The 15,620-nt window shown below is 73.2% G+C and carries 1 protein-coding gene; it reads left to right on the top strand.

What is annotated here, in order from left to right; genetic code table 11:
• Positions 1-18: 18 nt before the first annotated feature.
• The gene (locus QSK18_RS11110) at positions 19-15,603 is read left to right on the top strand and encodes an SDR family NAD(P)-dependent oxidoreductase (RefSeq protein ID WP_502894176.1); all 15,585 of its coding nucleotides are present in this window, start codon (positions 19-21) and stop codon (positions 15,601-15,603) included.
• The last annotated feature ends 17 nt before the right edge of the window (positions 15,604-15,620 follow it).

Genomic DNA, 15,620 nt, shown 5'->3' with positions numbered 1-15,620 from the left:
CCGCTAAGGAGCCTCGCCGTGTCGATGAACGAAGAGAAGCTGCGCGACTACCTGCGGCGGGCTGTCGCCGACCTGCACGACACCCGCGAGCAGCTGCACACGCTCGAGGCCGCGGCCCGGGAACCGCTGGCGGTGATCGGGATGGGCTGCCGGTACCCGGGCGGGGTGGCCTCGCCGGAGGACCTGTGGCGGCTGCTGGCCGAGGACGGTGACGCGATCTCGCCATTGCCCGCCGACCGCGGCTGGGAGCTGCCGCCCGGCGACCCGCGGCGCGGCGGATTCCTCGAAGGCGCAGCAGATTTCGACGCGGCCTTCTTCGGTATCTCACCGCGGGAGGCGCTGGCCATGGATCCGCAGCAGCGGGTCCTGCTGGAGACGGCCTGGGAGGCGGTGGAGCGGGCCGGGCTGGATCCGGCCGGGCTGCACGGCACCCGCACCGGTGTGTTCATCGGCGCCAGCGGGCAGGACTACGGCCAGGTGCTCAGCCGGGCGCCGGGCGACTCGCAGGGGCACGCGGTGACCGGACTGGCCGGCAGCGTGGTCTCCGGGCGTCTGTCCTATCTGCTCGGCCTGGAGGGCCCGGCCGTCACGGTGGACACCGCCTGCTCCTCTTCGCTGGTCGCCCTGCACCTGGCCGCGCAGGCGCTGCGGCTGGGCGAGTGCACGCTGGCGGTGGCCGGTGGGGTCACGGTGATGTCCACCCCCGGCGGCTACATCGGTTTCGAGGGGCAGGGCGTGCTGGCCTCGGACGGCCGGTGCAAGGCCTTCTCCGAGGCGGCCGACGGGGTGGGCTGGTCCGAGGGCGCCGGGGTGCTGCTGCTGGAAAGACTTTCCGACGCCGAGCGCAACGGGCACCGGGTGCTCGCCGTGATCCGTGGTTCGGCGGTCAACCAGGACGGAGCCTCCAACGGCCTTTCCGCCCCCAACGGCCCGGCCCAGCAGCGGGTGATCCGGCAGGCCCTGGCCAACGCGGGCCTCACCACCGAGCAGGTGGACGCGGTGGAGGGACACGGCACCGGCACCGCCCTGGGCGACCCGATCGAGGCTCAGGCCCTGATCGACACCTTCGGCCGGGACCGGGCCCGCCCGCTCTGGCTGGGGTCGGTCAAGTCGAACATCGGCCACTCCTCGGCCGCCTCCGGCGTGGCCGGGGTGATCAAGATGGTCCTGGCCCTGCAGCACGGAAGGCTGCCCCGCACCCTGCACGCCGCCGAGCCCTCGTCCCGGGTCAACTGGCCGGCCGGACCGGTCCGGCTGCTGTCCGAACCGGTCGACTGGCCCCGGCAGGAGCAACCGCGCCGGGCCGGCGTGTCGTCCTTCGGGGTCAGCGGCACCAACGCCCACGTCCTGCTGGAGGAGGCGGCCGACGTCCCGGCCCGGGCGACCGCCCCCGAGTCCCCGGCCGCGCTGGCCTGGCCTCTGTCGGCCCGCACCGAACCTGCCCTGCAGGAACAGATCACCCGCCTGGCCGGGCACGTCACCGACCAGGGCCTGGACGCTCTGGACGTGGCCGCTTCCCTGGCGTCGACCCGAACGCTCTTCGCGCACCGGGCGGTGGCGGTCGGGCTGAAACGTGACGACCTCACCGGCGACCTCAGCGGCGCCGGGCTGATCCGCGCAGTGGCCGACGTCGAGGGCCGCACCGTATTCGTCTTCCCCGGCCAGGGCGCGCAGTGGACCGGCATGGGGGCACGGCTGCTGGAGGAGTCGCCGGTCTTCGCCCGGCGCCTGCAGGAGTGCGCGGCCGCGCTGGAACCGTACGTCGACTTCTCCGTGCTGGACGTCGTGCGGCAGATGCGTGACCTGGACCGGGTGGACGTGGTCCAGCCGGTCTCGTTCGCCGTCATGGTCTCTCTGGCCGCGGTCTGGGAGTCGGCCGGAGTACGCCCGGACGCGGTGATCGGGCACTCGCAGGGCGAGATCGCGGCCGCCTGCGTGGCGGGTGCCCTCAGCCTTCCGGATGCGGCCAAGGTGGTGGCCCTGCGCAGCCAGGCCATCGCGCAGCAGCTGTCCGGGCACGGCGCGATGGCCTCGATCCCATTGCCGGCGGAGCAGATCCAGCTGCCGGACGGGGTCGGGGTGGCCGCGCAGAACGGGCCGCGTTCGACTGTGCTGGCCGGCGACGCGATCGCCCTGCAGGCAGTGGTCGAGCAGCAGGTCGCGGCCGGGGTCCGGGCCCGGATGATCCCGGTCGACTACGCCTCGCACTCCGCTCAGGTCGAGCTGGTGCGCGATCAGGTGCTGGACGCCCTGGCCGGGCTCGGTCCGACGGCGCCCTCGGTACCGATGCTCTCCACGCTGACCGGTGAATGGGTGGGCGAGGCAGACCTGGACGCGGACTACTGGTTCCGCAACCTGCGCCACACGGTGAACTTCCACCAGGGCGTGGAACGACTGCTGAACGAGCGATACCGGGCTTTCGTCGAGGTCAGCGCCCATCCGGTGCTGACCGTGGGAGTCCAGGAGGCGGTGGACGACCGTCGGCTCAACGCGGTGGTGGCCGGCAGTCTGCGTCGTGAGGACGGCGGCTGGGACCGGGTGCTCACCTCACTGGCCGAGGTCTTCGTGCGCGGCGTGCGGGTGGACTGGGCCGGGCTGTTCGCCCAGGGCCGGCCGGTCGACCTGCCCACCTACCCCTTCCAGCGGGAGCGCTTCTGGCCCGACGGCGAAGGAGTTGCCGCCGGCGACGTGACGGCGGCCGGGCTGACCGGTGCCGGGCATCCGCTGCTGGGTGCCTCGCTGAGCCTGGCCGGCGGGGGCGGCCAGGTGCTGACCGGCCGGATCTCGCTGCGCTCACAGCCCTGGCTGGCCGGGCACACCCTCGGCGGGCAGGTCGTGCTGCCCACCGCCGCCCTGGTCGAGATGGCCGGGCGGGCCGGTGACCAGGTCGGCTGCTCCCGGATCGAGAACCTGACCCTGCTCAGCCCGGTGGTGGTCCCGCCCGAAGAGGGGATCACGGTGCAGGTGTGGGTCGGCGAGCCGGAAGGTTCGGAGAACACCCGCACGGTGAGCGTGCACTCCCGGGTCTGGGGGCCCGGCCACGACATGGACGACTGGACGCTGCACGCCGAGGGCCGGCTGTCCGACGCCGGGGAACCACCCGCGGCGCCTGAGGGGGCCTGGCCACCGCCGGGTGCCCAGCCGCTGGAGTCGGACGACTGGACCGATCGCTGGGCCGAGGACGGCTTGGAACTTGGCCAGGCCTACGTCGGTGTGAGCGCGCTCTGGCGTCGGGGCGAGGAACTGTTTGCTGAGATCTCGCTGCCCACGGGCGTCTCCTCAGCCAGCTCCTACGGCATGCATCCGGTGCTGCTGGACACGCTGGCCCGGGTCGGCGGCCTGCAGGTGGCCTCCGGTCTGGTCTGCGACTGGCACGGGGTGAGCCTGCACGCCGGGGGCGCCACCACCGTGCGGGCCCGGCTGAAGCGCACCGGTGAGGACCGGCTGTCGGTGTCGGCCGTGGACACCGGGGGTGCCGCGGTGCTCTCGGTGGACGCGGTGGTGCTGCGCCCGGTCCGACTTCCGGCTGTGGAGACCGCTGCCGATCCTGTCTACTCGGTGGTCTGGCAAGACGCGGCCGACAGCGCGGCCGTCTCCCCCTCCGCCCCACCGGTCGAGGTCAGCGACGCCGCCGAGCTGGCCGGTCTGGCCGAGGAGCAGCCGGTGCCGGCGCTGGTCGTGGCCCGGGTGGGAGCGGCCGCACGGTCGGACGTGGTGGCGGCAGTGCACCAGCAGACCGCCCAGGTGCTTGAACTGCTGCAGGCCTGGCTCGCTCAGGACCGCTTGGCCGGCTCCCGACTGGTGCTGGTGACCCGGGGTGCGGTCGCCGCCGACCCCGGAGCGGATGTGAGCGACCTGGCCGGGGCTGCGGTGTGGGGGCTGGTGCGCAGCGCCCAGTCCGAGAACCCCGACCGCTTCCTGCTCGTCGACCTCGACCCGAATCCCGACCCGAATCCCGACCCGAATCCCGAACCGGATCTCGGCCCGGACCTCGAGCCCGACGAGAAGCGGGCGGTGCCGTTGTCGGCCGTGCTGGCCTGCGCCGAACCGCAGATGGCAGTACGCAACGGCAAGGTGCGGGTACCGCGTCTGACCCGGGTCGAGCCGTCCACCCTGCAGCCGGCTTTCGGACCGGAGTCCCGGGTCCTGATCACCGGCGGCACCGGCGGCCTGGGCGCGCTGCTGGCCCGGCATCTGGTCACCCAGCACGGTGTGCGCCACCTGGTGCTGGTCAGCCGTCGCGGCCCGGAGGCCCCGCAAGCCACCGAGCTGATCGAAGAACTCACCGCACTGGGGGCCGAGGCCGAGGCCGTGGCCGCCGACGTGGCCGATCGTGCACAGGTCGAGCAGTTGCTGGCCGGCCGCACGGTCACCGGGATCGTGCACGCGGCCGGGATTCTCGACGACGGCGTGATCGGCTCGCAGACCCCCGAGCGGATGGCGAGGGTCATGCGTCCCAAGGTGGACGCCCTGTGGCACCTGCACGAACTGGCGACCGAGGTCTCCGAGTTCATCGTCTTCTCCGGCCTGGCCGGTGCCCTGGGAGCGCCCGGACAGGGCAACTACGCCGCAGCCAACTCCTTCCTCGATGCCTGGGCCCAGCACCGCCGGGCCACCGGCCGCCCCGGCCGCAGCCTGGTCTGGGGCGTGTGGGAACAGAACACCGGGATGACCGGCGGCCTCGGCGACATCGATGTCCGGCGGATCCAGGCATCCGGTCTGCCGCCGATGACCGACCGGCAGGGCCTGGCCCTGTTCGACCAGGTGCTCACCCTCACCGATCCGGTGGTGGCGGTGGCCCGCTGGGACCTGCCCGCCTTCCGCGCGCTCGGTGAGATCCCGCCCCTGATGCGAGGTCTGGTGCGCGGTGGCCGCCGGTCAGCGGCCGGCGGACCGGCCACCGGTGCCGATTCGGGCCTGCTGCGCAAGCTCATCGGGGCACCGCCCTCGCAGCAGCAGCACGTGGTACTCGAACTGGTGCGGGCCGAGGCGGCGCGCGCGCTCGGCCATCCCTCGGCCGAGCTGATCGACACCCGCAGCGAGTTCCGCGGTCTGGGCTTCGACTCCCTCACCGCCCTGGACTTCCGCAACCGGATGTCCACCGCCACCGGCCTCCGGCTGCCCGCCAGTCTGGTCTTCGACCACCCGACCCCCACCGTCCTGGCTGACTTCCTGCTCGGTGAACTGCTCGGCCGGCAGGAGGAAACGGTGGTCACCGGGGCCGCGGTCACCGGTGACCCGGTGGTCGTGATCGGGATGGCCTGCCGTTACCCCGGCGGCGCGGACAGCCCCGAGCAGCTGTGGCAACTGGTCTGCGACGAGGGCGACGCGATCACCACCGCGCCCCACGACCGGGGCTGGAAGATCCGCGCCGACCGCCCCATGCTCGGCGGATTCCTCGACGGGGTGGGCGACTTCGACGCCGGCTTCTTCCGGATCTCGCCGCGTGAGGCCCTGGCCATGGACCCGCAGCAGCGACTGCTGCTGGAGACCGCCTGGGAGACGATCGAGCGGGCCGGGATCGACGCCACCACCCTGCACGGCAGCCCCACCGGAGTTTTCGTCGGCGGCACCGGCACCGGCTACCAGATGCAGGCCGACGCCTCCGGTCACCTGCTCACCGGCATGACCACCAGCGTCCTGGCCGGCCGGCTGTCGTACACGCTGGGCCTGCAGGGGCCCGCCTTCACCGTCGACACCGCCTGCTCCTCCTCGCTGGTCGCCCTGCACGTGGCCGCGCAGGCGCTGCGCAACGGCGAGTGCTCGCTGGCCCTGGCCGCCGGGGTGACGGTGATGGCCACCCCGATCGGCTATTCGGAGTTCGAGTCGCTGGGTGGTCTGGCGGCCGATGGGCGGTGCAAGGCCTACTCCGACGCGGCCGACGGGATCGGCTGGTCCGAAGGCGTGGGTGTGGTTCTGTTGGAGAGGCTTTCGGACGCCCGCCGCAACGGACACGAGATCCTCGCGGTGGTGCGGGGGTCGGCTCTGAACCAGGACGGCGCCTCCAACGGCCTGAGCGCCCCCAACGGCCCGGCCCAGGAACGGGTGATCCGTCAGGCCCTGGCCAATGCGGGAGTGGCTGCGCACGAGGTGGACGTGGTCGAAGGGCACGGCACCGGAACGACTCTGGGTGATCCGATCGAGGCCCAGGCGCTGCTGGCCACTTACGGTCAGGACCGGGAACGGCCGTTGTGGCTGGGCTCGGTCAAGTCGAACGTCGGGCACGCCCAGGCCGCCTCCGGGATGGCCGGGATCATCAAGATGGTGCAGGCCCTGCGGCACCGTCGGCTGCCCCGCACCCTGCACGTGGACGCGCCCTCCACGCACGTGGACTGGGCTGCCGGAGCGATCGAGCTCCTGCGCGACCCGGTGGACTGGAACCCCTCGGATCATCCTCGTCGGGCGGGGGTCTCGTCGTTCGGGGTCAGCGGAACCAATGCCCATGTGGTGCTGGAAGAAGCGCCTGAGCAGCCGGAGCCGTCAGCGCTCCGGCCCGTTGCTCCGCCGGCGACGGCTTGGCCGGTCACGGCCAAGAGTGCTGCGGCGTTGGTCGGTCAGGTCGAACGGCTCACGGACGTGGTCGGCGGGCTTGAGCCGGTCGATGTCGCCTTCTCGCTGGCGGCCTCGCGGTCAGTGTTCGACCATCGCGCAGTCGCGATCGGTGCCGGTTCGGTAGAGCTTGTGGACGCTCTGGGCGGGCTTTCGGGTCGAGGTACCCAGTCGGATGGTGGCATCCAGTCGGCCCACTTCGTTTCCGGGGTGGCTGATGTGGACGGCCGCACGGCCTTTGTGTTCCCGGGTCAGGGTGCGCAGTGGGTCGGGATGGGTGCGCGTCTGCTGGATGAGTCGCCGATCTTCGCGGCCCGGATGGCTGAGTGTGCGGCGGCCCTGGCGCCGTTCGTGGACTGGGCACTGCTCGATGTGGTGCGCAGCGGTGCCGATCTGGAACGGGTTGATGTGGTCCAGCCGGTGTCGTTCGCAGTCATGGTGTCCTTGGCGTCGGTATGGCAGTCGGCCGGCGTGGAGCCGGAGGCTGTGATCGGGCATTCGCAGGGTGAGATCGCGGCCGCGGTCGTAGCCGGAGCCCTGAGCCTGCCGGACGGTGCTCGGGTGGTGGCGTTGCGCTCTCAGGCCATTGCCGCGACGCTGGCGGGCCGGGGGGCAATGGCTTCGGTGGCGCTGCCGGTGGCTGAGGTCGTTGTCCCTGGCGGTGTTTCGGTCGCGGCGGTGAACGGGCCGCGTTCGGTGGTGGTGGCCGGCGACCCTGAAGCCGTGCAGGCGCTGGTGGACTCCTGCACCGAGCAGGGGGTGCGGGCGCGGATGATCGCGGTGGACTATGCCTCGCACTCGGCCCACGTGGACGACGTCGAGGCCGAGCTGGCGCAGGTGCTGGCCGGGCTGGAACCACGGCCGGCCTCGGTGCCCATGCTGTCGACGCTGACCGGTGAATGGCTGGAAGGCACCGAACTCGACGCGGGGTACTGGTTCGCCAATCTGCGGAACCCGGTGGGGTTCCACACAGCGGTGGAGCGCCTGCTGGGGGAGCGGTTCCGGGCCTTCATCGAGGTCAGCTCGCACCCGGTGCTGACCGTCGGAGTGCAGGAAACGATCGACGAGCAGGACGCGGCCGCAGTGGTGACCGGCACCCTGCGCCGCGACGAGGACAGCTGGGCCAGGGTGCTGACCAGTCTGGCCGAGGTCTTCGTCCGTGGGGTGGCGGTGGACTGGGCCGCCCTGTCTCCCGGACGGCGGGTTGCGCTGCCCACCTATGCCTTCCAGCACCAGCGGTACTGGACCGGCGCCCAGGCGGCCGGTGATGCCAGTGGTCTCGGGCAGAGCGGGATCGGTCACCCGCTGCTGGGAGCTGCCGTCGGCCTCGCCGGTGGCGACGACGTGCTGCTGACCGGGCAGATCTCGGTGCAGGCCCAGCCCTGGCTGGCCGACCTGCAGCTGGCCGTACCGGAAGGGATGGGGGACGAGACGCCGCGCCGGATCCTGGTTCCCGCCGCGGTGCTGGTCGAGCTGGCCGGGCTGGCCGGTGACCAGGTCGACGGCGAGCGCATCGAGCGGCTGGAGACCCCACGGCCGCTGCTTCTGGGGCCCGAGGAGACGCTGACTCTGCAGGTGCGGGTGGGCGACGCCGACGACGCCGGACATCGGCCGGTCAGCGTCTACGCCCGTCCGGCCGGGGACGGTGTTCTCGACCAGGCGCCGTGGGTGGCCTACGCCACCGGCCTCCTGGGCAGCCACAGCGCAGCTGAGCCGGCCTTCGACGGGTCGGAATGGCCACCTGCGGGCGCGGTTCCGGTCGGCGTGGACGAGGTGTACGAGCAGTGGGAGGCCGACGGGCTGGGTATCGGTCCGTCCTATCGAGGGCTGCAGGCGGTCTGGCAGCGCGGCAGCGAGGTCTTCGCCGAACTGGCCCTGCCCGACCCGGCCGGCGAGCCGGGCACGTTCGGGATGCACCCGGCCCTGCTCGAGGCCGCGCTTCAGGCGAGCGTGCTCCTGGACTCCGGGACCGATGCCGGTCCGGCCGAGGCGACGGTGGCCGAGTGGGGCGGGATCCGGCTGCACGCCACCGGCGCCACCCGGATGCGGATCCGGCTGAGGGCCGACGGGCCCGGCCGGTTCTCGCTGGCCACCGCCGACGGGACCGGCGCGCCGGTGATCACCGTCGACAGCATCGAACTGCGGGTCCCCGAGAACTCCACGTCCACTTCTTGCACTGGGTGGCTGAGGCCGGAGTCCTGGCTGCGGGAGACCTGGACCCCCGCTCTGCCCCTGGCCTCGGTGGCGGGGGTGGCCGACCCGCAGCTTCCGGACCTGGCGTTCCTGCGCCTGGGCGACGAACTGCCCGAGGAACCGGTCCCACCGCTGGTGGTCGTGCAGATCAGCCGGCCACCCACCGACCCGGACGTTGCCCGTTCGGTGACCGAGGACGTCCATGCTCTGACGGCTCGGGTGCTGGAACTCCTGCAGACCTGGCTGACCGAGGCGCGCTTCAGTGACTCACGGCTCATTCTGTGCAGCCAAGAGGCGGTCTCGGCCATCACCGCCGAGCCGGTGACCGACCTGGCTGCGGCCGCGGTCTGGGGCCTGGTCCGCAGTGCCCAGTCCGAGAATCCCGACCGGTTCCTGCTCGTCGACAGCGACGTGATCGAAGGGCTGCCGGTGGCGGCGCTGATCGCCTGTGCCGAACCGCAGATGGCGGTCCGCAGCGGCGTGGTCCTGGTGCCCCGACTGGGCCCGGCCCACGCCGGAGAGGAACCGGCGGCCGAGTTCGGCGAAGAGTCCAGTGTCCTGATCACCGGCGGCACCGGAGGTCTGGGAGCTGCCCTGGCCCGGCACCTGGTCCGCCGCCACGGCGTCCGCCGGCTGCTCCTGGTCAGCCGGCGCGGCCCGCAGGCCCCCGGTGCGCCTGAGCTGCAGCAGGAACTCACCGAACTCGGCGCGACCGTCTCGGTGCAGGCCGCCGACCTGGCCGAGCGCGAGCAGGCCGCGGCGGTGTTGTCGGCCCATCCGGTGAACGCCGTGGTGCACGCGGCGGGCGTCCTCGACGACGGGTTGATCCAGAGCCTCACCCCGCAACGCCTGCGCACGGTCCTGCGGCCCAAGGTGGACGCGCTGGTCAACCTCGAGGAACTGGCCCCCGACCGCACCGCGTTCGTCGTCTTCTCCGGCCTGGCCGGGGCCCTCGGTTCCCCCGGCCAGGGCAACTACGCCGCGGCCAACTCGTTCCTGGACGGCTGGGCCCGGCAGCGCCGGGCGGCCGGCCGGCCTGGCCTGTCCCTGGCCTGGGGTCTGTGGGAACAGGCGACCGGGATGACCGGGGCGATGAGCGAGAACGACGTCCAGCGCTCCCGGGCGGCCGGGCTGCCGCCGATGTCCACCGAAGAAGGACTGGCCCTGTTCGACGGCGCCTGCCGCACCGGCGACGCCGTGGTCGCGGTGGCCCGCTGGGACCTGAGGGCGGTCCGGGCCCGAGGCGAGGTGCCCCCGCTGCTGCGGGCTCTGGTGCGCTCCGGCCGTCGCACCGCGGTCGCCGCCACTGGTGACGCCGGTTCGGCCCTGGTCCGACGGATCCGCTCGGCCTCACCGGCCGAGGCCCTGACCCTGGTGCAGGACCTGGTCCGCAGCCAGGCGGCCCGGGCGCTCGGGCTCTCCCCGGGCGAGCAGCTCGACCTGCACACCCAGTTCCGGGACATCGGCTTCGACTCGCTGACCGGCCTGGACTTCCGCAACCGGGCCGGGGCGGCCCTGGGCCTGCGGCTGCCCGCGGGCCTGGTCTTCGACTACCCCACTCCCCGCGTGCTGGCCGACTTCCTGCTCGGCCAGATCCTCGGTCAGGCGCAGTCGGAGACGGTCGTGGCCGCCCCGCCGTCCACCGACCCGATCGTCATCGTCGGGATGGCCTGCCGGTTCCCCGGCGGTGCGGACAGCCCGGACAACCTCTGGCGCCTGGTCCAGGAGGGGGTCGACGCGATCGGGCCGGCGCCGGACGACCGCGGCTGGCCGGTGTCGCCGAACCCGCTGCGAGGCGGTTTCGTGCCCAGCGTCACCGACTTCGATGCCGCCTTCTTCCGGATCTCGCCGCGTGAGGCGCTGGCGATGGACCCGCAGCAACGGCTTCTGCTCGAAACTGCCTGGGAGGCAGCCGAACACGCAGGGATAGACCCGTCCCGCCTGCGCGGCAGCGACACCGGCGTCTTCGTCGGCGGCACCGCCATCGGCTACGAGGTGGACGTCGAGTCGTCCGGGCACATGATCACCGGGCAGACCACCAGCGTGCTGTCGGGGCGGCTGTCGTACGGGCTGGGCCTGCAGGGGCCGGCGGTGACGGTGGACACGGCCTGTTCCTCGTCCCTGGTCTCGATGCACCTGGCCGCCCAGGCCCTGCGCGCCGGCGAGTGCTCGCTGGCCCTGGCCGGTGGCGTGACGGTGATGGCCACACCGGCCGGCTTCCTGGAGTTCGGGGCGCTGGGCGGGCTGGCCGGTGACGGCCGTTGCAAGGCCTACTCCGACGCGGCCGACGGAGCCGGCTGGGGTGAGGGTGCCGGGCTGGTCGTGCTGGAAAGACTGTCCGACGCACGCCGCCGCGGGCACACAGTGCTGGCCGTGGTCCGCGGCTCGGCCGTCAACCAGGACGGAGCCTCCAACGGCCTGACCGCGCCCAACGGCCCGGCCCAGCAGCGGGTGATCCGGCAGGCCCTGGCCAACGCCGGGCTGCGGGCGGCCGAGGTGGACGCGGTCGAGGGCCACGGCACCGGCACCCGCCTGGGCGACCCGATCGAGGCCGACGCCCTGCTGGGCACCTACGGTCAGGACCGCACCCGGCCGCTCTGGCTCGGTTCGGTCAAGTCGAACATCGGCCACACCCAGGCCGCCGCGGGTGTGGCCGGGGTGATCAAGATGGTGCAGGCCATCCGGCACGGCGAGCTGCCCGCCACGCTGCACGCCGACCAGCCCTCGCCGCACGTGGACTGGGCCTCCGGCCAGGTCCGGGTGCTGAGCCGGCCGATGGAGTGGCCGGCCACCGGAGCCCCACGCCGGGCCGGTGTGTCCGCCTTCGGCATCAGCGGCACCAACGTCCACCTGATCCTGGAGCAGGCCCCGGACGCCTCATCCATCGAGGCCGAGGCCCCGGCGGGTGACGAGCCCAGCGGCGTACTTCCGGTGCTGGTCTCCGGCCGCAGCCTCGCCGCCCTGCGGGCCCAGGCCACGCGGCTGGCCCAGGTGCGCTCGGCCCGGCCGGCCGACGTGGCCTACTCGGCCGCCACCACCCGGGCCGATCTGGAGCACCGGGCCGTCGTCCTGGCCGAGAACGTCGAAGACCTGAACGAGGGGCTGGCCGCGCTGTCGACGGGCCGGCCCGACCCGGCCGTGGTGACCGGGCAGAGCAGCGGCCCCGAGGCCCTTGCCGTGCTCTTCTCCGGCCAGGGCGGCCAGCGTGCGGGCATGGGACGGGCGCTCCACACCCGCTTCCCGGCCTTCGCCCAGGCCTGGGACGAGGCCGTACAGGCGCTGGAGCAGCACCTGAGCCACCCGGTCGAACTGGACGGCGACCTGAGCCGCACCGGGCAGGCCCAGCCCGCCCTGTTCGCCCTGCAGGTGGCCCAGTACCGGCTGATCGAGTCGTGGGGCCTGGCGCCGGAGGTGCTGGTCGGGCACTCGGTGGGGGAGATCGCCGCCGCCCACGTCGCCGGGGTGCTCTCGCTGGCGGATGCGGCCCAGCTGGTGGCCGTGCGCGCGGAGCTGATGGATGCCCTCCCCGGTGGCGGGATCATGGTGGCCGTCCCGGTCGGCGAGGACGAGGTCTCGCTGGAAGGGCTCGAGGACCGGGTGGCGCTCGCCGCGGTCAACGGCCCGCGCTCGGTGGTGCTCTCGGGTGAGCGGGACGCCGTCGAAGAGGTGGCGGCCCGCTTCGCCAAGAGCCGCCGGCTCGCGGTGTCGCACGCGTTCCACTCACCACTGATGGAGCCGATGCTCGAGGAGTTCGCGGCAGTGGTGCGGCGGTTGACCTTCGCCGCGCCGCAGATACCGATCGTCTCCACGGTGACCGGTTCGGCCGAGGCAGACCTGACCGATCCCGGCTACTGGGTCGAGCACGCCCGCCGCCCGGTGCGTTTCGCGGATGCGGTGTCGGTGCTGCAACAGCGGCGGATCGGCGGTTACCTGGAACTGGGGCCGGACGGCACCACCGCGGCCCTGGTGAAGGATGTCGTCGACGCAGCCGTGGTGCCGCTGCTGCGTCGGGACCGGTCCGAGGAACACACCGCGCTGCAGGCCCTGGCCGGGCTGCACGTGCGGGGCGTCCCGGTCGACTGGGCCGCCGTGCTGCAGCCCCTCGGCGGGCGGCGGATCGACCTGCCCACCTACGCCTTCCAACGAGAACGGTTCTGGCCCAGCGGCGCTCAGTCCGGTGCCGGTTCTCCGGGCCTGCCCGGCGCGGTCGCCGTGCGGCACCCGCTGCTTTCGGCCGGTGTCCGTCTGGCCGACCCGGCCGGGTGGCTCTTCAGCACCACGATCTCGCCCCGCTCCCACCCCTGGCTGCAGGAGCACACGGTCGACGGCGTGGCGGTGCTGCCGAGCGGGGCACTGATCGAGATGCTCGGTCGGGCCGGGGACGAGGTGGGCTGCCCGGTGGTGCGGGAGCTGGACGTGCTCAGCCCGCCGGTGCTGCCCGACCGCGGGCAGCTCGCCGTGCAGATCCGGCTGGACGATCCGGAATCACCGGACGAGCTGGAGATCCGCCGGCTCCGGGTGCACACCCGGGTCGAGGACGGCAGTGGCGACGCTCAAGGGTGGACGCTGCACGCCACTGGAATGGTCGGCGCCGGGAGCGAGGGTGAACCGGTTGTGCCGTCGGCCTGGCCCCCGCCCGGAGCCTCGGCCCTGGACCGCCCGGCCGTCCCGTCCACGGTGACCGTGAACGGCCTGTGGCGCGTGGGCGAGGACCTGGCTGTGGAGCTGGCGCTGGCCGAGCCGGGTCGGGTCACCGGATTCGGCCTGCATCCGGCGCTGCTGGAGACCGCCGGGACCTTGGTGGGCACAGGCCTGCCCTCGGTCTGGAAGGACGTGCAACTGCACGCGACCGGTGCCACTGCGCTGCGCATGCTGCTGCGCCGCAGGCCCGATCAGACGGCCTCGCTGGTGGCGACGGACCCGGCCGGCGCCGTGGTGGTCTCGGCCGGTGAGGTGCGGTTGCGGCCGGTCGGCCGGGAGGACCTGGTGCTCGGGAACGACCCGGACGAACGGGAGATCCGCGACTCCCAGTTCCGGGTGAGCTGGGAACACCTGACCGACCTGGCTGACCTGGTCGACGGCGTCTCGGACCCTGTCCTGGAGGTGACCGACGTAAGCCAGATCCCGGCCGAGACCGTGCCCGAGGTGATCGCCTTCCGGATCGCCCCGGCCGACCTTGCCGACGCGCCGGCCGCGGTCCGCACGAGCACCGCCTCGGCCCTGGCCGTCCTGCAGGCGTGGCTCGGCGACGACCGGCTGTCCCGGACCAGGCTGGTCCTGATCACCCAGGGCGCCGTCGTCACCCAGGACGAAAACGTCGCCGATCTGGCCGCCGCAGCCGTCTGGGGTCTGGGCCGCAGCGCCCAGACCGAGAACCCGGGCCGGCTCCTCCTGCTCGACGCCGACGGCTCGGACATTCCCTGGGCTCAGGTGCTCGGCAGCGGCGAACCTCAGCTCGCACTGCGGGGCCAGAACCTCTACGCCCCCCGGTTGACCCGGGTACCTCCGGCCTCGGCCCCGAACTCCTGGAGCCCGAACGGCACGGTGCTGATCACCGGAGGCACCGGCGGACTGGGCGCGTTGGTGGCCCGCCACCTGGTCGCCGAGCACGGCGTGCGCCACCTGGTCCTGACCAGCCGGCGCGGGCCGCAGGCCCCGGGCGCCGAGGAACTCGGTGACGAACTGCGGGCTCACGGCGCTCACGTGCAGATCGAGGCCTGCGACATGGCCGACCGGGAGGCCGTGGCCGGCCTGCTCGCCGCGGTCCCGGCCGAGCACCGGCTGACCGGGGTGATCCACACCGCCGGGGTGCTGGCCGACGGTGTGATCGGCTCCCTCGACCCCGAACGCCTGGACACGGTCTTCCGGGCCAAGGTGGACGCGGCCTGGAACCTGCACGAACTGACCCGCGAGCACGACCTGGCCGAGTTCGTCCTGTTCTCCTCCACGGCCGGCACGATCGGCAGCGCCGGGCAGGGGAACTACGCCGCCGGCAACGCCTTTTTGGATGCCCTGGCCCGGCACCGCGACCAGGCCGGGCTTCCGGCCCGGTCGCTGGCCTGGGGGCCATGGGAGCGCTCGGCCGGGATGACCAGCTCATTGGGGGACGTCGACAGTCGCCGGATCTCGCGTGGAGGGGTCCCGCCGATGTCGGGTGAGCAAGGGCTGCGCCTGTTCGACGCCGCGCTACGGGTGCCGGAGCCGGTGCTCGCCCTCACCCGGCTCGACCTGGCGTTGCTTGGCTCGGTGGGCGACATCCCACTGTTGCGCGGTCTGACCGCGGGCACCCGGCGGTCGGCGGCCTCCGCCCCGGCGGCCGAGAGCCTGGCCGCCGACCTGGCCCGGCACACTCCTGAAGAACAGCTGGAGCTGGTCACCGACCTGGTGGCCGGGCAGGTGGCCTGGGTGCTTGGGCACAGCGGCGCCGATCTGGTCGAGGCCGAGCACCGCTTCTCCGACATCGGATTCGACTCGCTGACCGCGGTCGAGCTGCGCAACGCCCTCAGCGCCCGCACCGGGCTGAGGCTGCCTTCGTCGCTGATCTTCGACCACCCCACGGTGGGCCGGCTGGCCACCCACCTGCTGGCCGAGATGGCCCCGGACACCGCCCCGGCGGCCCGCCCGGTGCTGGCCGAGCTGGACGCCCTCGAACAGAGCCTGCGACAGGCCCCGCCGGACCTGGTGACCCGCACCGGCCTGGCCGTCCGCCTGCGTCGGCTGCTCGGTGAGCTGACCCCGGCGGCGAGCTCGGCCGAGGGCACGGGGCCGGGCGGCAGCGCCCGTGAGCGGCTCGACCAGGCGAGCGCCGACGACGTGCTCGCGTTCATCGACAACGAGCTGGGCCGTCGGCCCGGGCAGTGAACGCCGAACGCCGAACG

The organism is Kineosporia sp. NBRC 101677 (assembly GCF_030269265.1).
Classification (GTDB): Bacteria; Actinomycetota; Actinomycetes; order Actinomycetales; family Kineosporiaceae; genus Kineosporia; species Kineosporia rhizophila.
The sequence above is the reverse complement of the archived record's forward strand: the minus strand, read 5'-3'. Positions and strand labels throughout refer to the sequence as shown.